This is a genomic window from Pseudomonas antarctica, assembly GCF_900624995.1.
In the GTDB taxonomy this organism is placed as follows: Bacteria; Pseudomonadota; Gammaproteobacteria; order Pseudomonadales; family Pseudomonadaceae; genus Aquipseudomonas; species Aquipseudomonas antarctica.
The window spans coordinates 84,913-103,238 of the sequence record NZ_UYXQ01000007.1 but is presented as its reverse complement, the minus strand read 5'-3'; the positions used below and the strand labels follow the sequence as shown (position 1 = coordinate 103,238).

General features: G+C 60.6%; 20 protein-coding genes and 1 pseudogene. 13 read left to right on the top strand and 8 right to left on the bottom strand.

All coding sequences use genetic code 11. The annotated features are described in order from the left end of the window. Positions 1 to 139: 139 nt before the first annotated feature. Positions 140 to 1,324 carry a 4-hydroxybenzoate 3-monooxygenase gene (pobA, locus tag E0F99_RS07700; protein ID WP_173667157.1) on the bottom strand — a complete coding sequence of 395 codons (1,185 nt, stop codon included), beginning with the start codon at positions 1,322 to 1,324 and terminating at the stop codon, positions 140 to 142. Positions 1,325 to 1,514: 190 nt separating this feature from the next. Here pobA and E0F99_RS07695 point away from each other — a divergent pair, with 190 nt between their 5' ends. Next, complete coding sequence (locus E0F99_RS07695; RefSeq protein ID WP_083359602.1) at positions 1,515 to 2,390, top strand: helix-turn-helix domain-containing protein; 876 nt, start codon at positions 1,515 to 1,517, stop codon at positions 2,388 to 2,390. A gap of 57 nt (positions 2,391 to 2,447) precedes the next feature. On the opposite strand, the gene E0F99_RS29980 is transcribed toward E0F99_RS07695, so the two are convergent. Both E0F99_RS29980 and E0F99_RS07690 read right to left on the bottom strand, forming a co-directional pair. Further along, on the bottom strand, positions 2,448 to 2,624 hold the full coding sequence (locus tag E0F99_RS29980) for a hypothetical protein (RefSeq protein ID WP_165447608.1): 177 nt from the start codon (positions 2,622 to 2,624) through the stop codon (positions 2,448 to 2,450). Positions 2,625 to 2,723: 99 nt separating this feature from the next. After that, the gene (locus E0F99_RS07690; protein ID WP_083359603.1) at positions 2,724 to 3,629 is read right to left on the bottom strand and encodes a LysR family transcriptional regulator; all 906 of its coding nucleotides are present in this window, start codon (positions 3,627 to 3,629) and stop codon (positions 2,724 to 2,726) included. A gap of 107 nt (positions 3,630 to 3,736) precedes the next feature. Between E0F99_RS07690 and E0F99_RS07685 the strand changes: the two genes are divergently transcribed. Next, on the top strand, positions 3,737 to 4,603 hold the full coding sequence (locus E0F99_RS07685) for an MBL fold metallo-hydrolase (RefSeq protein WP_083359604.1): 867 nt from the start codon (positions 3,737 to 3,739) through the stop codon (positions 4,601 to 4,603). A 33-nt stretch (positions 4,604 to 4,636) separates the two neighbouring features. Next, a complete protein-coding gene (locus E0F99_RS07680; RefSeq protein WP_083359605.1) occupies positions 4,637 to 5,251 on the top strand; it encodes an NAD(P)-dependent oxidoreductase in 615 nt (204 codons plus the stop codon). Positions 5,252 to 5,311: 60 nt separating this feature from the next. Here E0F99_RS07680 and E0F99_RS07675 read toward each other — a convergent pair whose 3' ends face one another. Then, complete coding sequence (locus tag E0F99_RS07675) at positions 5,312 to 6,184, bottom strand: LysR substrate-binding domain-containing protein (RefSeq protein WP_083359606.1); 873 nt, start codon at positions 6,182 to 6,184, stop codon at positions 5,312 to 5,314. Positions 6,185 to 6,296: 112 nt separating this feature from the next. On the opposite strand from E0F99_RS07675, the gene E0F99_RS07670 reads away from it, so the two are divergent. The 4 genes and pseudogenes from E0F99_RS07670 to E0F99_RS07655 all read left to right on the top strand — a co-directional run bounded on the left by E0F99_RS07670 (position 6,297) and on the right by E0F99_RS07655 (position 10,669). Then, positions 6,297 to 7,922 (top strand): 5-guanidino-2-oxopentanoate decarboxylase, encoded by a 1,626-nt coding sequence (locus E0F99_RS07670; protein ID WP_083359607.1) that lies wholly within the window; start codon positions 6,297 to 6,299, stop codon positions 7,920 to 7,922. Continuing rightward, positions 7,919 to 8,114, top strand: a pseudogene (locus E0F99_RS07665) (aldehyde dehydrogenase family protein); the annotation flags it as partial. The gene E0F99_RS07670 and the pseudogene E0F99_RS07665, both read left to right, overlap by 4 nt. A 294-nt stretch (positions 8,115 to 8,408) precedes the next feature. Next, positions 8,409 to 9,596: a cyanate transporter gene (locus E0F99_RS07660; RefSeq protein ID WP_083359608.1), complete on the top strand. Its 1,188-nt coding sequence runs from the start codon at positions 8,409 to 8,411 to the stop codon at positions 9,594 to 9,596. A 137-nt stretch (positions 9,597 to 9,733) separates the two neighbouring features. Beyond that, complete coding sequence (locus E0F99_RS07655) at positions 9,734 to 10,669, top strand: LysR family transcriptional regulator (protein ID WP_083359609.1); 936 nt, start codon at positions 9,734 to 9,736, stop codon at positions 10,667 to 10,669. 3 nt (positions 10,670 to 10,672) lie between these two features. Here the strand turns inward: E0F99_RS07655 and E0F99_RS07650 are convergent, their stop codons facing one another. From E0F99_RS07650 to E0F99_RS07640, 3 genes are all read right to left on the bottom strand, one after another. After that, positions 10,673 to 11,035 carry a 5-carboxymethyl-2-hydroxymuconate Delta-isomerase gene (locus tag E0F99_RS07650; protein ID WP_083359610.1) on the bottom strand — a complete coding sequence of 121 codons (363 nt, stop codon included), beginning with the start codon at positions 11,033 to 11,035 and terminating at the stop codon, positions 10,673 to 10,675. Positions 11,036 to 11,104: 69 nt separating this feature from the next. Next, positions 11,105 to 12,292 (bottom strand): low temperature requirement protein A, encoded by a 1,188-nt coding sequence (locus E0F99_RS07645; protein ID WP_083359611.1) that lies wholly within the window; start codon positions 12,290 to 12,292, stop codon positions 11,105 to 11,107. 27 nt (positions 12,293 to 12,319) lie between these two features. After that, on the bottom strand, positions 12,320 to 13,255 hold the full coding sequence (locus E0F99_RS07640; protein ID WP_083359612.1) for a LysR substrate-binding domain-containing protein: 936 nt from the start codon (positions 13,253 to 13,255) through the stop codon (positions 12,320 to 12,322). Between the two features lie 130 nt (positions 13,256 to 13,385). Between E0F99_RS07640 and E0F99_RS07635 the strand changes: the two genes are divergently transcribed. The 4 genes from E0F99_RS07635 (at position 13,386) to E0F99_RS07620 (ending at position 16,467) form a co-directional block, all read left to right on the top strand. Beyond that, positions 13,386 to 13,565: a hypothetical protein gene (locus E0F99_RS07635; protein ID WP_083359613.1), complete on the top strand. Its 180-nt coding sequence runs from the start codon at positions 13,386 to 13,388 to the stop codon at positions 13,563 to 13,565. Positions 13,566 to 13,603: 38 nt separating this feature from the next. Next, on the top strand, positions 13,604 to 13,996 hold the full coding sequence (locus E0F99_RS07630; protein ID WP_083359614.1) for a VOC family protein: 393 nt from the start codon (positions 13,604 to 13,606) through the stop codon (positions 13,994 to 13,996). Between the two features lie 408 nt (positions 13,997 to 14,404). Next, a complete protein-coding gene (tcuC, locus tag E0F99_RS07625) occupies positions 14,405 to 15,712 on the top strand; it encodes an MFS transporter (protein WP_083359615.1) in 1,308 nt (435 codons plus the stop codon). Then, on the top strand, positions 15,709 to 16,467 hold the full coding sequence (locus tag E0F99_RS07620) for a substrate-binding domain-containing protein (RefSeq protein WP_083359616.1): 759 nt from the start codon (positions 15,709 to 15,711) through the stop codon (positions 16,465 to 16,467). The genes tcuC and E0F99_RS07620 overlap by 4 nt, the downstream gene beginning before the upstream one ends. Here the strand turns inward: E0F99_RS07620 and E0F99_RS07615 are convergent. Then, positions 16,459 to 17,361 carry a LysR family transcriptional regulator gene (locus tag E0F99_RS07615; protein WP_083359617.1) on the bottom strand — a complete coding sequence of 301 codons (903 nt, stop codon included), beginning with the start codon at positions 17,359 to 17,361 and terminating at the stop codon, positions 16,459 to 16,461. The two genes, E0F99_RS07620 and E0F99_RS07615, sit on opposite strands and share 9 nt — an antisense overlap. A gap of 208 nt (positions 17,362 to 17,569) precedes the next feature. Between E0F99_RS07615 and E0F99_RS07610 the strand changes: the two genes are divergently transcribed. Together E0F99_RS07610 and E0F99_RS07605 are read left to right on the top strand one after the other, a co-directional pair. Further along, positions 17,570 to 17,986: a ribbon-helix-helix domain-containing protein gene (locus tag E0F99_RS07610; protein WP_130908739.1), complete on the top strand. Its 417-nt coding sequence runs from the start codon at positions 17,570 to 17,572 to the stop codon at positions 17,984 to 17,986. Continuing rightward, complete coding sequence (locus tag E0F99_RS07605) at positions 17,983 to 18,321, top strand: type II toxin-antitoxin system RelE/ParE family toxin (protein WP_083359618.1); 339 nt, start codon at positions 17,983 to 17,985, stop codon at positions 18,319 to 18,321. The genes E0F99_RS07610 and E0F99_RS07605 overlap by 4 nt, the downstream gene beginning before the upstream one ends. The last annotated feature ends 5 nt before the right edge of the window (positions 18,322 to 18,326 follow it).

Genomic DNA, 18,326 nt, shown 5'->3' with positions numbered 1-18,326 from the left:
CGCACTTACCCTCAGCAACTGCCGCAATGTCAGCGCCAGCCCTCGGCGGCCAACACACTGCGTACGGCGCGAACGAGTTGGGTAGGCTGATTCAGGTTGATCACGGCAGCACGTTCAAAATGCTCGATACGAGAGCAGGCTACTCGATAGCTTCGTAAGGAAGTCCAACGTAATTTTCTGCGATGGTTCTGCGACCTGCCTCCGAGTGGATGAAATATTCCAGTTCACTCTCGGCAATGCGCTGGCTGAAGCCATCCGCATCGGGAAACGGGTGCAGCATCGAGGTCATCCACCAGGAAAACCGTTCGGCCTTCCACACTCGGCGCAGGCAGATCGCCGAGTACTTTTCCAGCAAGTCCACGCGCCCCTCGCGGTATACCTTGAGCAGGATGCGAAACAGCGTGCTCACATCGCTGGCTGCCAGGTTCAGACCTTTTGCTCCGGTGGGCGGCACGATGTGTGCGGCATCCCCCAGCAGGAACAGGCGTCCATATTGCATCGGTTCCACCACGAAGCTGCGCAGCGGCGCGATGCTTTTTTCGATCGACGGGCCGGTCACCAGTTGCGCCGCCAACTGGCTGGGCAGACGGGTCTTCAGTTCGTCCCAGAAACGCGCATCCGACCATTCATCCAGCGGCTCCTCAGCCGGCACTTGCAAGTAATACCGACTGCGCGTTGGCGAACGCATGCTGCACAGGGCAAAACCACGCGCGTGCTTGGCGTAGACCAGTTCGGCATGCACCGGTGGTGTGTCGGCGAGGATGCCCAGCCAGCCAAAGGGATAAACGCGCTCGAAGACTTTTAACGATTCAGCCGGAATCGACTGGCGTGCCACGCCGTGGAAACCATCGCAACCGGCGATGTAGTCGCACTCCAGGCGAAAGGCCTCGCCCTGATGCTCGAAGGTCAGCCAGGGTCGATCACTTTTGAGGTCATGGGGTTGCACGTTGTGCGCGTCATACAGGGTGATAGCGCCGGCCGCTTCGCGCGCTTGCATCAGGTCGCGGGTGACTTCGGTCTGCCCATAGATCATCACCGACTGACCGCCGGTCAGCGCTTTGAGATCGATATGACTGAGCTGGCCATTGAGCGCCAGCTCAAAGCCGTCATGCACCAAGCCTTCGGCATCCATGCGCCGACTGACGCCCGCCTCGCGCAACAGGTCGACCATGCCTTGCTCCAGCACCCCGGCACGGATGCGGCCTTGCACGTAAGCGCCGTTCTGGCGCTCTACAATCAGGGTCTCAATACCCGCATTATGCAGCAGTTGGCCGAGCAGCAATCCTGAAGGACCGGCACCAATAATGGCGACTTGGGTTTTCAGCGTTTTCATTATTTTTATGGCTCGCAAGCGACACCCGAACGGATCAGGTGAAAGAGTTGTCATTGATCTTGTTACTGATCATTTTTCACTTGAGCGCCCCTCATAAGAAGGTGAAAACTGAGACAAAGCCTGTGCTTTTTGCCAATCGGGGCGATTACCGCACCACTCTCCTGAGTATCGGATTGAAACCATGACCAACACTGCCAGCACCGCAATTCCGGTCTTCAAGCTTTACGGGGAAAGCCAGCAATGGCCGACGCCGGATTTGTTGCACTGTGAAACCATTTCTCGGCGCAGCCGGGAATACCAGTGGGAAATCCAGCCCCACCGGCACGCGGATCTGTGCCAGTTGTTGTACGTACACCAAGGCCAGGCGCAGTTGGAGATCGAAGGCCAGCGCACCACGCTCAACGAGGCGACCTTGCAGGTGCTGCCGCCGTTGTGTGTGCATGGGTTTCGGTTTGCCGAGGATGTAGAAGGTTTCATCGTGACGCTGTCAGCGCCGCTGGTCAGCCATTTGCAGGCGCAAGTGGGCTCAACGGTGGACGGTTTGCAAGCGCTGGGCAATTACCCGGCCGGCAAGGACAGCGACTACCTCAACAGCCTGTTTGCGCGCCTGCAGGACGAATACGCCGATGAGCAACCGGCGCGCGACATGATGATGCACGCCCTGGTCAGCGTATTGCTGGTGTGGATCAGCCGCCACGCCATCCAACGTCTGCACCCGCGAGCCCCGCGTGGGCGTGAATATTTCCGCCGCTTCACTCAGTTGGTCGAACAGCACTACCGCGAACACCCGAAGATCGAAGACCTGGCGCACAAGCTGGGCATCTCGGTCTCACACCTGAACGGTACGTGTCGGGAATTGGGCGGGCAGCCTGCGCTGCAGATCATGCATGACCGCCAGCTACTGGAAGCCAAGCGCCTGCTGACCTACACCAGCATGACCATCAATGAGATGTCGCAGGTGCTGGGGTTTTCCGACCCGACCAACTTCTCACGGCTCTTTCGCCGGCGGGTCGGGTTTTCACCCAAGGCGTTTCGCGAGCAACTGAAGGCCGATTAGGCACGCGGAGCGTCTCGGGCTGCGTTCCCACGTGGAGCGTGAGAACGCTCATGCTGCCTATCGGAGCGCGCTGAAACTGCCGGTGCGCGGAACGCACAGGTCCTGATGACAGCTGACCGCAAAGGTCGGCTGCATGCGCGTCTGTTCAACCCGGTAGGCGGCTGTGCCGTACAGCGCGGTCGCCAAGGCGCACAGGATGAAAATCATCAGGTACTTTCTGATTTTTAGAGTCATGGCACACCTCTGAATAAAACGACTCGGTGCTGTTTAAAGCATAGGTCAGTCAGGGCGAGTTGCCATTATGGGGCGCCATTCAACATCTTTATGTCGGGCTCAGAGACCGATATCCCAAACCGGCTCCTCCGGGAACCGCAACACCAGGAAGTCCAGCAGGCTGCGCAGCGCCGACGGCATGTGTTTACGTGAGGCAAACACCGCGTAGACATTCATCTGTTGCGGCTCGGCCTCGGGCAGCAAACGGATCAATTCGCCGCTGCGGATGTAATCCCCCGCCTGATAGCTAGGCAGCCGCGCCACCCCAGCGCCCGCCAGCGTCACCCTTAACAGCGTCGTCGCCTCGTTAGCGCTGATATTGCCCTGCACCGCCACCGACACCGGCTCACCCTTTTCGGTGAAGTGCCATAGACTTTTGCCGAAGTAGGAGTGCGTGAGGCAGTTGTGCTCGGCCAAGTCGTGCACGTGCTGCGGATGCGCATGCTCGAGCAGGTACGCCGGGGACGCGCAAATCACCGAACGGCAGAGCGTCAGCTTACGCGCGATCAGATTAGGGTCCAGCTCAAAACTGGTGCGGATGGCCAGGTCAATACGCTCATCGACCAGGTTCACCGTACGGTCGAGCATCTGCATATCAATACTGACCAACGGGTAGCGTTTGACGAACTCGGCCACGGCATCCGCCAACTGCGCCTGGCCGAATGAGCTGCTGACACTTAGCCGCAGTTGGCCACGCGGCGATTCGTCCGGCTCACTGACGGCCGACTGCATGTCGTTGCACAACTCGAGCATTTGCCGACAACGGGGCAGCATTTCGCTACCTGCGGCGGTAAGGCTGAGCTTGCGCGTGGTGCGATGCATCAGGCGCGCGCCCACCCAATCCTCCAGCTCGGCCAGATACCGTGAAACCACTGGCCGCGACAGGTCCAACTGATCAGCGGCGGCTGACTGGCTCCCCAGGTCGACTACCGTGACAAACACCCGCATTGCTTGAAGACGATCCATGATTTGCACGCTTTTAGAAACAAACTATGTTTCAGCATCGCATTTTTTGTAGCGTTTAGTGCAACTAAGCTCTGTGCATCCTTTAACGACCACTGGAGTTGCCCCCGATGCTATCCACCCTCAAACGCCTGACCCTCGCGACCGCCGCCCTGGCCTTCGCCGCCCAAGCTTCGGCGGCAGCGCTGAAGCTCGACGTGTACAACCCAGGTGAAGCTGCGATCTTCCCGGTCAGCTCGGTGTTGGTGAGCGGCGAAAAAGACGCGATCCTGGTCGACGCGCAATTCGGCAAAGGCCAGGCCGAGCAACTGGTGCAAAAGATTCGCGCCAGCGGCAAGCACCTCACCACCATCTACATCAGCCATGGCGACCCGGACTACTACTTCGGCCTCGACACCCTGACCGCCGCCTTCCCAGACGCCAAGGTGCTGGCACCGCAACCGGTGGTCGACCATATCAAGGCAACCGTCGCCGGCAAGCTGGAGTTCTGGGGCCCGAAAATGGGCGCCGACAAACCGGCAAAAACCATCGTGCCGCACGTGCTTGAAGGCCACAGCCTGACCCTCGAAGGCCAACCCCTGGAAATCATCGGCCTGGACGGCCCGCAGCCGGATCGCAGCTTTGTGTGGATTCCCTCGATCAAGGCCGTGATCGGCGGTGTGGTGGTCGCCGAAAACATCCACGTGTGGATGGCCGACACCCAGAGCGCACAGTCCCACAAGGATTGGCTAGCAACGCTGCAACGTATCCAACAGCTGAAACCGGCTACGGTGATTCCAGGCCATTACCTGGGCAGCCCGTCACTGAAGTCCGTGGCCTTTACCGCTGACTACATCAAGGCGTTCGACGTCGAAACCGCCAAGGCCAAGGACTCCGCCGCGCTGATCGCAGCGATGAAAAAACGCTACCCCAACCTCGCCGACGAAAGCTCGTTGGACCTGAGCGCCAAAGTCGCCAAGGGCGAAATGAAGTGGTGAGTGGTTTTAAACCTTAACGTACTGGAGAACGTCATGAGCAAGATCGCAATCATTGGTGCCACCGGCCGTGCCGGTAGCCAAGTGCTGGAAGAAGCGCTGCGTCGTGGGCATACCGTCACCGCCATCGCGCGTAATACCGACAAACTGGCGGCACGCCCGGGCGTTACCGTCAAACAAGTCGATGCGCTGGATGCCGAAGCGTTGCAACAGGCCGTCAGCGGCAACGATGTGGTGATCAGTGCGGCGCATTTCGCCACGCTGCCGGCCAGTGCCGTGATCGGCCCGGTGAAGAAAGCCTCGGTCAAACGCCTGCTGGTGGTCGGCGGCGCGGGTTCGTTGCTGCTGCCAGGTGGCGGGCGCGTGATCGACAGCGAAGGTTTCCCGGCAGAGTACAAGGCCGAAGCCAGCGCAGGCGCTGAGTTCCTCGAAACACTGCGCCAGGAAAAGGAACTGGATTGGACCTTCCTGTCGCCGTCGGCGGAATTCGTTGAGACCGAACGCACCGGCAAATTCCGCGTGGGCCAGGATGACTTGCTGGTGAGTGCTGAAGGCCGTAGTTGGATCAGCTTTGCTGACTACGCCATTGCATTGATCGACGAAGTAGAAACACCGAAGCACTCGCGCCAGCGTTTCACCGTGGGTTACTGAAACATCTCGGTAAAAACGGTGGGGGCGGGCTTGCTCGCTCCCACCGTTAGTTCTTCAGCGCTACGACTGTTGGGCTTGGCTCACTAGCCAATCCATCAGTGCTTCAAGCCCAACCGAAGGCGCCGTCCCTGGCGGACACACCAAGTAATACCCCATCCCCGTCGGCACCCTTAATTCAAACGGCGTCGCCAAGCGCCCCGCTTTCAGATCCTCGCCAATCAACGCACTGTCGCCAATCGCCACACCGGAACCTTGGGACGCCACCGTCATGGCCAAATCCAGCGTTTCGAAATGATGCCCCTGGGCCAGGTTGCTCAACCGCGTATTCGCCGCCTTCAGCCACAACGCCCAATCGCGCTCATCGCGCGTGGGGTGCAGCAGCACCTGTTGCTGCAGGTCGGCCGGTGCGTGCAAGCCGCCGAGCAATGCCGGTGCACAGACCGGCGTGAGTTGCTCATCGAATAAATGCCGCGCCTGCGCCGACTGCTCGGCGATGGGCGCATAGATCAACGCCGCGTCGAATTGCTCGCGGCGAAAGTCCACGGTGCAGGCCACGGTGGTCGTCAGCTCCACCGGCACGTCCGGGCGTTCCTTTTGCCACTGCATCAGGCGCGGCAGCAGCCAGCGCATTACGCAAGTGGGCGCCTTGAGTTGCAGGGTCGCGCGGCGGCCGCCGATCTGCTCCACCGCGTCACCGATCAGGCCAAACACCTGCTGCGCGCGCAGCGACCACTCGCGACCTTCTTCGGTCAAGCTCAGGCCGCGCGCCTGGCGCTGGAACAAGGCATAGCCCAAATGGCTTTCCAGCCCGGCGATCTGCCGGCTCACCGCACCTTGGGTAATGTGCAGTTGCTCGGCGGCGCGGGTGAAGTTGCAGCACTGGGCCGTGACCCAGAAGGTGTGCAAGACGGGCAGCGGTGGCAGGCGTTTCATCGAGGGATGAGCCATGACGTGGAGACATGGCTAGTATGACTTTTTATCGATTGTTGCCGCTAGCGGCCAGCCGCTCCAATAGCGCCTCGAATCCATAACAAGAGCGACATGTATGGCGACCTGCGGCGAAGTATTGGTCAACCTCCTGGAAAGCTACGGCGTGGGCCAGGTGTTCGGCATTCCCGGTGTGCACACCGTGGAGCTGTACCGCGGCCTGGCACGCTCGAACATCCGCCATGTGACCCCGCGCCATGAACAGGGCGCAGGCTTCATGGCCGACGGTTACGCGCGCACCTGCGGTAAACCGGGTGTGTGCTTCATCATCACCGGCCCCGGCATGACCAACATCGCCACCGCCATGGGCCAGGCGTATGCCGACTCGATCCCGATGCTGGTGATTTCCAGCGTGCAGTCGCGCAGCCAATTGGGCGGCGGTCGCGGCAAGTTGCATGAACTGCCGAACCAGGGCGCGATGATCGCAGGCGTGGCGGCGTTCTCGCATACCTTGATGTCGGCAGCGGAGTTGCCTGGCGTGCTGGCGCGCGCCTTTGCGCTGTTCCAGGCCGGGCGGCCGCGCCCGGTGCATATCGAAATTCCGCTGGATGTGCTGGTGGAAAATGCCGACGCATTGCTCGGCAGCGAACCTGTCAACGTGGCACGAGCCGGCGCGGCGCCGTCGGCGGTGAAGCAGATGAGCCAGTGGCTGGCGGCGGCAAAACGCCCGCTGATCCTTGCCGGTGGTGGCGCCATTGATGCCGCGCCGGAACTGACCCGCTTGGCCGAAACACTGGATGCGCCGGTAGCCCTGACCATCAACGCCAAGGGCATGCTGGCGTCCGCGCACCCGCTGCTGATCGGCTCGACCCAGACGCTGGAGGCCACCCGAGCCTTGGTCGCCGAAGCCGATGTGGTGCTTGCCATCGGCACCGAGCTGGCAGAAACCGACTACGACGTGACCTTTGCGGGCGGCTTCGAGATTCCCGGCGCGTTGCTGCGCATCGACATCGACCCGGACCAGACCGTGCGCAGCTACCCGCCGCACCTCGCGCTGGTCGCCGATGCACAAATTGCCGCCGAAGCATTGCTCGCCGAACTGAACACCCAGGCACTGCCCGCGCGCGATCCAAGCTGGGGCAGCCACCGCGTCGCGCGCCTGTGGGCTGAATTGACACCTACCTGGGACGCCGCCACCCGCGCGCAAACCCTGTTTCTCAACACCGTGCTGGAAGAACTGCCTGGCGCCGTGCTGGTGGGCGACTCCACCCAGCCGGTGTACAGCGCCAACCTGACCCTCAACCTCGACCACCCACGTCGCTGGTTCAACGCTTCGACCGGCTACGGCACTTTGGGTTACGCCCTGCCCGCCGCTATCGGCGCATGGCTGGGACGCGGCGATGGGCAGCCGGTGGTGTGCCTGATCGGCGACGGCGGCCTGCAATTCACCCTGCCGGAACTGGCCAGCGCGGTGCAAGCGCGCGTGCCGGTCATCGTGCTGCTGTGGAATAACCAAGGCTACGAGGAGATCAAGAAATACATGGTCAACCGCGCCATCGAGCCGGTCGGTGTGGACATCTACACACCGGACTTTGTCGGCGTGGCCACGGCCTTGGGCTGCGCGGCCGAGAGCATCCAGGGCATCGAGCAGTTGCGCAGGGCATTGCGCGCCGCCGCCAATCGCCAGGGGCCGACACTGATTGAAATCGACCAAGGGCTCTGGATGCAGGAGGTAGCGGTATAAGCGACGTATTGAACGGTGTGTTTATCGGTGGTGAGTGGCGTGCAAGCCATGACGTGCTCGAGGTGATCAACCCAGCCACCGAAGCCACCTTGGCCCACGTCAGCGTGGGGTGGTGGGAGCGTCGTGGCCCAAGCCGTTGAGGCGGCCAGCGCGGCCTTTATCGACGGGTCGAAAAGCACCGGCCGTGATCGCGGCATCGCGGACGGCGCGCGTTTGCTGTGCGGCGGTGAACGACCGGCCGACCTGGCGAAGGGCTATTTCACGCGAACTGGGGCCGTGGGGCTGGCGACGTTTCAGGAGATCAAGCATGTGATCCGCTCCAACTAACGACGAAGGTCACCTGTGGGAGCGAGCAAGCCCGCTCTCATCCTTTTGATCTAGGGTGTGTCAGTTACCTGCAATTTTTAGATAGCGCCTGCGACTTTCTCATTTGCCCCTCTCCCCCATGCGTGGCCTGATTCGCCCTTGTCTATCTAAGGCCCACCCATGGAAAACGTTCGCGCAACACCCACCACCGCCATCTGGCTGATGATCAGCGTTGTCCTGGTCGCCCTTAACCTGCGCCCGTCGATGGCCGCCGTTGGCCCGCTATTGTCTTCGATTCGCGGCGATGTACCGCTGAGCTTCAGCGGCGCCGCCTTGCTGACCATGTTGCCGGTCATGGCGATGGGATTGGCGATGTTTTTTGGCATTGGCCTGGGCAAACGCTTTGGTGAGCACCGCAGCATTGTGCTGTCGTTAGGGGTGATTGGCCTGGCCACACTGTCTCGGCTGTTTCTGGATTCAGCACTGGAATTGATCGTCAGTGCCATTGCAGCTGGCGTCGGCATCGCCATGATCCAGGCGCTGATGCCAGCGCTGATCAAGACACGCTTTGGCGATAACGTTTCGCTGTTCATGGGCCTGTATGTCACCGCGATCATGGGTGGCGCGGCACTCGCGGCGTCGTTCGCGCCATTTGTGCAGGTGCAGACCGGCAGTTGGCGCGTCGGCTTGGCGATCTGGGCGGCACTGGCGTTATTGGCGTTGGTGTTCTGGTACGCCCAGCGCGCGGCGATGCCGCCATTGCCCCAAGCCGGCTCCGGCGCGCAGGAATCATTTTTTGGTAACCGCCGCGCGTGGTTGCTGGCGATCTTTTTCGGCCTCGGCACCGCGTCCTACACCTGTGTGCTGGCGTGGCTGGCGCCGTATTACGTGGAGCAAGGCTTAAGCGAACAGAACGCCGGTTTACTGCTGGGGTTCTTGACCGCCATGGAAGTGGTGTCCGGCCTGGTCACCCCGGCCATCGCCAACCGCCGAAAAGATAAACGCCGCGTCGTTGCGGTGCTGCTGGTGCTGATCATCCTGGGTTTGTGCGGCCTCATTCTTATGCCCCAACACCTGCACCTGTTGTGGCCTTGCCTATTGGGCCTGGGCATCGGCGGGCTGTTTCCGATGAGCCTGATCCTGTCCCTCGACCACCTGGACAACCCGCGCCGCGCCGGTGGCCTGACCGCGTTTGTGCAAGGCATCGGTTATCTGATTGCCAGCCTGTCGCCACTTATTGCCGGGATGATCCGAGACCAGTTAGGCAGCTTCGAATGGGCCTGGTGGTCGCTGACGGCGGTGGCCGTGGTGATGCTGCTGATCGTCACGCGGTTCAATCCAACGCATTACGCACGGCATATCCAGTAACGTCGTGTTGCCAACATTTTTTGTCCCACACCAAACATAGAAACGCCCTACAGAGCTTTCTATTGGCACGACCGTTCCGTTAAGCTTTTGCCCTTGTCGCGCGCTGTCACAGTGCCAAGGCTTACCGGACGGAATGGATGCTAAACAGTAATTTGCTCAGAAAACTGGATATGCAGGACTTGATGGTGTTTATCGCCGTCTACGACCAGAGCAGCGTTACCGAGGTGTCTGAAACGCTGTTCGTCAGCCAGTCCACCGTGAGTTACAGCCTGAAGAAACTGCGCACCAGTTTTGAGGATGAGCTGTTTATCAACACGCGGGCGGGCATGCGGCCTACGTACAAAGCCACCACCATGTATGGGCATGTGCAGAAGATCCTGGAAAGCATCAACCTGTGCCACGCGGGTGGCCAAGCGTTTGACCCGACTTCGACGGCCGTAACCTTTAATGTCTGCGCCCCGGAATACTTCGAACAGTTGATCCTGCCGCGCCTGTTGAAGCACTTCGACCGCGCCGACCTGCCGGTGATCGTTAATGTGCAGAAGCTGGAAACCGACATCCCCGCCGACGACCTGCGCGAAGGCCGCCTCGACCTGGTGATTTGCTTCGGCCCGCACTTTCACCGCGCCCACAAAGACTTCAAGACCCAGATGCTGCTGGAAGATGATTTGGTCTGCGTGTTCGATAAACGCTCAGCCCCGCGCGAGCCGGCATTGAGCCTGCACTCCTTTGTCGAGCGGCGCCATGTGTTCCCCACGCCGTGGACATCCGACACCAACATGATCGACGGCTGGCTGGCGCGCCAGGCTCACAAGCGCCAGGTGATCGCCCGTGCGAACAGTTACAGCGCGGCCTTGAAGATGATCACCGGCACCGACTTTGTTGTCACCCTGCCCCGTCGCGTGCAAAAGCTGCTGGCGCCGGCCACGGTGTTCGGCCATTGCGAGGCGCCCAGCGGTTTACCGGGGTTTACCCTGGACATGCAGTGGAACGAAACAAGTGGCCAGGACAACGCCAATACCTGGTTTCGTGAGCAGGTGGTGAAGGTGTGTGCTGAGCAAGGGTTGTTGTAACCGTCAGCCAATGACAACTTTGCTGTAAGAATCGCGATCCATGTCGACCAGCAATACGCTGAGTTGAACCTGTATATCCGCCGGCCACTCGCACTGGTCCTGCAACGCCGCCAACAGGCTTTCCGACAGCTGCGTCTTGACCTGTGGTGAACGCCCGCTGAGCAGCGACAGCTTCACCGCAATAAAGCCGCGCGGGCTGAGGGAGGTGCCGACCTGGAAAGTCTCGACCTTCACGGCGCGGCTTTTGATATCAAACTCGGAACCGAACTGCCCGGACGCCATCAGCACATTGTTAAGCCGCAACAGGGTTTTCTCAACGGCCAGGCCGGGGAGATTGGCGGTGTATTCCAGGTGCAGGTGCGGCATGAAAAGCTCCGAATGGTTGTAGGAAAAGAGCCTACGTATAGCACGCAGCCAAACTGAATCAGAGCGTTTTCAGTGTGAACTTTCGGTCAGGCTGCGCAACGCACGACTCTCCCAGAACGCCACGATCACCAACACCGCCGTGGTCAGCGCACCCAGCATCAATGCCGAAAACACCTGCTGTAAGCCCAGCGGCAATACCAGCAGCAACATCAGCAGCCCGCCCAGGTGCGAGAGCGGTGGCCACGGCCGGTCACTCATTACCCATTTGAACAACGCGCTGCCCAACAGAAACAACCACGGCCCGGCGATGATCGCGACGACACCCGCCTGGCTAGCATGCCCCGGATGCACCAGCACCAGTTCGTCGGCCACCGCGCTGACAATGATCCCGGCGACGATCAACACGTGCAGATAGGTGTAGGCAATCCGCGCCTGGCGGCCCGGGTCGGCAGAGCTGGCGATGCGGTGATGCGCGCGCTCGGCGCCGCTGTCGAAATAGATCCACCACAGGGCGATGCTACCCACCACCGCCACCAGGAACGCGCCAAGGCCTTCGAGGCTCCAGGGCAATTCAGCGAAGGTGGCGCCGGTCACCAGCAATGACTCCCCGAGGGCGATAATCACAAACAGGCCGCAGCGTTCGGCCATGTGGTTGCCTTCCACGTTCCAATCCGCAAGCGTCGAACGCCCGAGGCCCGGCACCCAGAAATACACCGAAGGCGATATCAGTTCGATCAACAGTGCCAGCGCCCAGAACGCCAGGCGATGCTCGCCTTCGAGCAGGCTGCCGGTGATCCAGAACACGCCCGAAAAGACCATCCACGCCAGGATTCGCTGGAAATTTCGGGTCATGTTCCGCGACTCGCCACGCACTGCCCACAACGCAAACAGCGTGCGCCCTACTTGCATGAATACGTAGGCGCCAGCAAATAGCAGACCTCGGTCGGTAAAGGCCTTGGGGATCGACGAAGACAACAATAGGCCGGCGACCATCAAGCCGAACAGGCCAATACGAATCGGGATTTTGTCCGGGTCGAGCCAGTTGGTGATCCATGACGTGAAGATCCACACCCACCATACCGCGACCATCATCAGCGCCACCTGCAGCGCGCCGCCAAGGGTCAGATGGGCCAGCAGCGAATGCGACAACTGCGTCACGGCAAACACGAACACCAGGTCGAAAAACAGCTCGACCATGCCAACCTTGCCGCTGTCATGACTGCCGCGACTACGCAGCAAGGAAGGGAACGGGCTCATCGATGGTTTCTCCTTGAAGGGTTTATCTCAAGATTTTGGCACCCGCACCGGCAACAGGTCGCGCTCACTCATGAACGCCTCCAGCCGCGAGCGCATCCAGCGTTCCGCCGGGTCGGTGTCGACGTGGCTCAGCCAGACCATGGACAAGTCCAGGGTCGGCGTTTCGAACGGAAACGGCTCGCAGAACAGGTTCCCGCCAGCGGCCATGGCCTGGGCCGTATAGTCCGGCAGGCTGGCGATCATGTCGGTGCCGGCGAGCAACGCTGGCAGCGCGCTGTATTGCGGCACCGACAGCACCACGTGACGCTTGCGGCCAATCTCCGCCAGCCATTCATCGGCAAACCCGGACACGTTGGCGGTGTGGGACACCAGCACATGGGGGCGTGCGCAATATTCGTCGAGGGTCAGCGGTTTGTCCGAGGCATCGGCGCGCAACAGGCAGGGGCGGATATGCCGTAACAGTTTACGTTTGGCGTTAGCTGGCAGGCCGCGGGTCTGGGTGATGCCGACGGTGATATCGCCGGACGCCAGCAGGTCGGGGATACGCCAGTAATCCACATGCTGCACCACGAACACCACCAACGGCGCTTCCTGGCGCAAGGCGCGCAGCAAGGGCGGCAGCAGGCCGAACTCGACGTCATCGGACAGGCCGATGCGAAAGGTCATGGTGCTGATGGACGGGTCGAAATCGTGGGTCAGGCTCAGGGCCGACGATAAGGAGTCGAGGGCCGGCGACAGGTGTTTGATGATTTCCTCGGCCCGCGCGGTCGGTTCCATGCGATGGCCGACGCGAATGAACAGCGGGTCATTGAACAGCGTGCGCAGGCGATTGAGCGCCGAACTGATGGTCGGCTGGCCGAGAAACAGCTTCTCCGCCACCCGTGTCACATTGCGTTCAAGCATCAACGTTTCAAAGACGACCATGAGGTTGATGTCGGCCTTGCGTAATTCATTTCGATTCATCGGCGCTCGCCCCACTGCCCTAGACAAGAGGCAGTGTAGAAACACCCGGGGGCCTGCGTCTATGCGCGCACTGTTCAACGCGGGCCTTTGCGTCTATAAATCAGCTTTGCAGGGTCACAGGAACATTATTGTGCTGGTCATTCTCGCCTTGGCCATTGTGGTGGCCGGGTTCTGTCTCTGGGTAATCAGGTTCATCGCCACCCCCACCGCCCGCACGTTGCTGCGGGTGTTTGTCGGCTTGTGCCTGGCAGCGGCGTTAGCCTATGTGGTACTGGCGCGAGGCTTTCCGATTGCCGTGCTGCTTTCCTGAGCCGCATTAATCCACTCTTCAGCAAGGAGCGCTTAATCATGAAATTCGCCTACACCATCATCTATGTGCCGGACGTCGCTGCATCCCTGGCATTCTTCGAAAAAGCCTTCGGTTTCAGTCGCCGTTTCCTGCATGAGTCAGGCACCTATGGCGAGTTGGAAACCGGCGACACCACCCTCTCGTTTGCCGCGCATGAATTGGGCGAATTGAATTTCGACGGCGGGCACGTGGAGGCGCACGCGTCCCGGCAGCCGCTGGGCATGGAGGTGGGTTTCGTCACCGAGGATGTGTTCGTCGCGCACGCCAAAGCCCTTGTACTCGGCGCGAAAGAGCTGGCCGCGCCGAGCACCAAGCCGTGGGGGCAAGTGGTGTCGTATGTGCGTTGCCCGGACGGCACGTTGGTGGAACTGTGTACGCCAATCGTGGGCTGAATACAGCACGAATGTGGCAGCGGGCTTGCCGGCTCCCACAGTTAATCATTATTGCCTGGTTACTCAGGGCTTGAGTGGACGTTCCTGATCCCGCTCGGAAAGCTCCGTACCATCGTCCGGATGCTTCCAGGTCTGCGGCTTTTCCTCTTCAGGCCGCCGCCGGGGTTGATCATGCTCCGGCTCATCCCGGTGCGTGTGCTCGTTAGCCATTGCCACCTCCCATCCTTAAGAATTGGTCACACCTGCAAGCATAGAACAGGGTGAGCATGTTGGTCGGGCGTATTGATTGATAGCGTATGCGCATCAATGCATCCAAATTACTCACTTATCATTTCTAAATGTGTCAGCCACTATCCGCAGTCTTAAGCGAAACAAGCACTTTAAAAAGAACGCTGGAGACACAAAACCATGACTAGCCCTTCCCGGCCCGACTCTGCCCGCTCGAAAGTGGGTGCGGTATTGCGCGTTACTTCGGGTAACTTCCTCGAACAGTTTGACTTCTTTCTGTTCGGTTTCTACGCCACCTACATCGCTGCCGCGTTCTTCCCCGCCGCCAATGAGTTTGCGTCATTAATGATGACCTTCGCCGTGTTCGGTGCAGGCTTCCTGATGCGCCCCCTCGGTGCGATCATTTTGGGTGCGTATATCGATGACGTCGGTCGCCGCAAAGGGTTGATCGTGACCCTGTCGATCATGGCCAGCGGCACGTTGCTGATCGTGCTGGTGCCGGGTTATCAAGCCATCGGTCTATGGGCCCCTCTGCTCGTACTGCTGGGCCGCCTGCTGCAGGGTTTCTCGGCCGGTGCGGAACTGGGCGGCGTATCGGTTTATCTTTCCGAAATGGCCACCCCCGGCCGCAAAGGCTTCTACACCAGTTGGCAGTCGGGCAGCCAACAGATTTCCATCGTGGTTGCCGCCGCGTTGGGTTATGGCCTGAACGTGTGGATGCAACCGGCTGTGGTTGCCGATTGGGGCTGGCGTATTCCGTTCGCCATCGGTTGCGTGATCATCCCGTTCATCTTCGTGCTGCGTCGTAACCTGCAGGAAACCGAAGAGTTCGCCAACCGCAAGCATCGCCCGACCATGCGCGAAGTGCTCGCTACTCTGGTGAAAAACTGGACCGTGGTGATCGGCGGCATGTTGATGGTGGCCATGACCACTACCGCGTTCTACCTGATTACCGTGTACGCGCCGACCTTCGGTAAGACCGTGCTGCAACTGAGCACCTCCGACGCCCTGCTGGTGACCTTGCTGGTGGCCGTGTCGAACTTCATCTGGCTGCCGATCGGGGGCACCCTGAGCGACCGTTTTGGCCGCAAGCCGGTGCTGGTGTTGATGACCGCCCTGACCGTGATCACCGCCTATCCGGCGCTGTCGTTCGTGGTCAACGCGCCGAGCTTCGGCCACATGTTGGAAACCCTGCTGTGGTTCTCGTTCCTGTACGGCATGTACAACGGCGCGATGATCCCGGCCCTGACCGAAATCATGCCGGTAGAGGTTCGCGTGGCGGGCTTCTCTCTGGCCTACAGCCTGGCGACGGCGATCTTCGGCGGGTTCACGCCGGCGATCTCCACTTGGTTCATTCACATCACCGCAGACAAGGCCTCGCCGGCCTACTGGATGATTTTTGCCGCGCTGTGCGCGCTGTGCTCGACCCTCGCGTTGTATCGCCGCGCCAACACCCGTGGGCAAGTGATGCAGGGGGCAGCGTTATGAAGCCGCTGCTCAACACCTTGACAGCCCTGGCCCTCGGTGCCCTGGCGCTGACGGCCCAGGCCGAAGAACTCAAAGTGATGACCTCCGGGGGCTTCACCGCCGCGTATAAATTGCTCGGTCCGCAGTACGCCAAGCAGAGCGGCGACACCCTCGACACCCTTCTCGGCCCGTCAATGGGCAAGGCGCCGGAAGCCATTCCCAACCGCCTCGCCCGGGGCGAACAAGCCGACGTGGTGATCATGGTCGGCTACGCCCTGGATGACTTGATCAAACAGGGCAAGGTTGACCCGGCATCCCGCGTGGAGCTGGCGGATTCGCGCATCGGCTTGGTGGTCAAGGAAGGCGCAGCCAAACCGGCGATCGGCACCGATGCCGAGTTGAAGGCGGTGCTGAGTCAGGCCAAGTCCGTGGCGTATTCGGACAGCGCCAGCGGCGTGTATGTCGAGAAAGAGTTGTTCAAGAAGCTCGGTATGCCCGCCAAGGGCACGATGATCGAACGCGTCCCGGTCGCCGAACAGGTCGCCAAGGGTGATTACGAGGTAGGCTTGCAACAGGTAGCGGAGTTGTTGCCGGTGCCGGGCGTGACTTACGTCGGCAAGATCCCGGAAGACGTGCAATCGGTGACGCGTTTTGCCGCGGGCATTCCGGTCAACGCCCGACACCCGGCGCAGGCCAAGGCATTGTTGCACTACCTGGCCTCGCCTGAGGCGCAACCGGTGGTGCAATCCACCGGTTTGGACTCGGTGTCACACTGACCGAAACGGCATCTCCCGCACTAACCGCTCCAACTCCAGCGCCGCCGGCGGCAACGTCCGCCCGCGGCGCTTGATCAAGCCTACATTGCGCATCACCAGCGGCTCGACCAGCGGCACACTCACCAGAATCGGGTGCGTGCCCGCTGGCATCGCAATCGACGGCACCATCGCTACGCCCAACCCTGCTTCAACCAGCCCGATCATCGTGGTCACATGGTGGGTCTCGCAGATACTCGGTTTCTTCACCCGCACGCCGCGCAAAGCCTGATCCAGCAGGAAGCGGTTGCCCGAGGTTTTGTCCACGGTGATGTAGTCATGTTCATAGGCCTCGGTCCACGTCACGCTCTCACGCTCGGCCAACGGATGGTCACGGCGACACGCCAGCACGTAGCGCTCCTGCAACAACAGTTCGAACTCCACCTCATCAGCCAGGCTGCCGCTGAAACTCACGCCGAAATCCGCCTCGCCACTGGCCACCGCATTGCACACCTCGCCGGCGCTGGCATCCAGCACCCGCAGGCGAATCTTCGGGTAAAGCTTGTGGAACTCGGAGATCACGTGGGGCATGAAGTAGTACGCAGTGGACGGCACGCAGGCGATGGTGACATTACCCATGCGCGTGGACGCAACGTTACTGATGCCCATCAAGGCAATGTCGAGGTCGTCGAGTAAGCGCTCGACCTGTGGCAGGAACGCTCGCCCGACCATGGTCAGGCTGACGCGCCGCGTGGTGCGTTCGAACAGCTTTACGTCGAGGGCAGATTCGAGCTTTTCGATACGCCGGCTCAGGGCCGGTTGCGAGATACGAATGGCCTCGGCGGCGCCGCGAAAACTGCCCTTGTCTACCACAGCGCGGAAGGCTTGGAGGTCGTTGAGGTCGAAGTTGATGATCACGGGGATGGGCCAGTGTGGTCGATTTGGGGGGCATTATCGTATGGGCGCCGGTACTGCGCCACGCGTAGCGGCGTCGGTGTGAGTTAATAACCCTGCTACACATATGAAGTCATACATATCAGTGAGTTATTTATGTGGTTGAGCCACGCGTCTGCAAAAAAGCGTCAATACTTCAGGCCTGACTTAATTCACTTGGAGAAAGACACTCATGGAACCCTGTCAAAACCCACACCCTTTTTGGGCAGACGACGAGTCACCGACGCTTGGCATCGATCAGTTGCTCCTTGCAACGCGCCAATGGTCGAGCAGGATTGAATCCTACCCGACGCTTGCGGACTTCGAAATGCGCTCAACCCAGCAAATGAGCATTACCTTGCCAATCGAAATGGCCGCACGGGTCAAAGCCAAAGTCGCTTGCGGTGAATACGCCAGTGAAAGTGAAGTGCTGCGCGACGGCCTGCGAGCCCTGCTGGCGCGAGATCGCGCGATGGGCGACTGGCTGCGAGACGAGGTCATTCCAGCGGCCGCCGCCCTTCAGGCGGACCCTGGCAGGGCGCTGTCCACCGGGCAGGTTCGCGAGCACATGGCAGCCAAGCGTCAGCGAAAAAGCACTGAGAAGCCGTGAGCCATTCGGTAGCCTTTTCGCCGGAAGCACTGGTGCAACTGGAAGCCCTTGAAGACTGCATCAGCGATACCGCATCCCCACGTGTTGCAGCACGGTTTATCGACAACATCATCAGCCACTGCGAAAGCCTTTGCGTGTTCCCACTGCGCGGCAGCCACCGTGACGAGCTGCTGCCCACGTTGCGCATCACTCACTATCAGCACACCACCACCATCGCGTTCATGGTGGCCGCCGATACTCAAACGGTGTCGATTTTGGGGGGGTATTACGGTGGGCGAAACTACGCAGCACTTTTACAGAATGACGGACAGCCCATCCCACCGGGAGACGGTTGAACACA

Coding starts and splice junctions, on each gene's coding strand:
- E0F99_RS07680 (WP_083359605.1), top strand. CDS start 4,637: ATGAGCAAGATCGCAATCATTGGTGCCACCGGCCGTGCCGGTAGCCAA.
- E0F99_RS07690 (WP_083359603.1), bottom strand. CDS start 3,629: ATGGATCGTCTTCAAGCAATGCGGGTGTTTGTCACGGTAGTCGACCTG.
- E0F99_RS07695 (WP_083359602.1), top strand. CDS start 1,515: ATGACCAACACTGCCAGCACCGCAATTCCGGTCTTCAAGCTTTACGGG.
- E0F99_RS07640 (WP_083359612.1), bottom strand. CDS start 13,255: ATGAATCGAAATGAATTACGCAAGGCCGACATCAACCTCATGGTCGTC.
- E0F99_RS07655 (WP_083359609.1), top strand. CDS start 9,734: ATGCTAAACAGTAATTTGCTCAGAAAACTGGATATGCAGGACTTGATG.
- E0F99_RS07630 (WP_083359614.1), top strand. CDS start 13,604: ATGAAATTCGCCTACACCATCATCTATGTGCCGGACGTCGCTGCATCC.
- E0F99_RS07685 (WP_083359604.1), top strand. CDS start 3,737: ATGCTATCCACCCTCAAACGCCTGACCCTCGCGACCGCCGCCCTGGCC.
- E0F99_RS07650 (WP_083359610.1), bottom strand. CDS start 11,035: ATGCCGCACCTGCACCTGGAATACACCGCCAATCTCCCCGGCCTGGCC.
- tcuC (WP_083359615.1), top strand. CDS start 14,405: ATGACTAGCCCTTCCCGGCCCGACTCTGCCCGCTCGAAAGTGGGTGCG.
- E0F99_RS07610 (WP_130908739.1), top strand. CDS start 17,570: ATGGAACCCTGTCAAAACCCACACCCTTTTTGGGCAGACGACGAGTCA.
- E0F99_RS07660 (WP_083359608.1), top strand. CDS start 8,409: ATGGAAAACGTTCGCGCAACACCCACCACCGCCATCTGGCTGATGATC.
- E0F99_RS07675 (WP_083359606.1), bottom strand. CDS start 6,184: ATGAAACGCCTGCCACCGCTGCCCGTCTTGCACACCTTCTGGGTCACG.
- E0F99_RS07670 (WP_083359607.1), top strand. CDS start 6,297: ATGGCGACCTGCGGCGAAGTATTGGTCAACCTCCTGGAAAGCTACGGC.
- E0F99_RS29980 (WP_165447608.1), bottom strand. CDS start 2,624: ATGACTCTAAAAATCAGAAAGTACCTGATGATTTTCATCCTGTGCGCC.
- E0F99_RS07620 (WP_083359616.1), top strand. CDS start 15,709: ATGAAGCCGCTGCTCAACACCTTGACAGCCCTGGCCCTCGGTGCCCTG.
- E0F99_RS07645 (WP_083359611.1), bottom strand. CDS start 12,292: ATGAGCCCGTTCCCTTCCTTGCTGCGTAGTCGCGGCAGTCATGACAGC.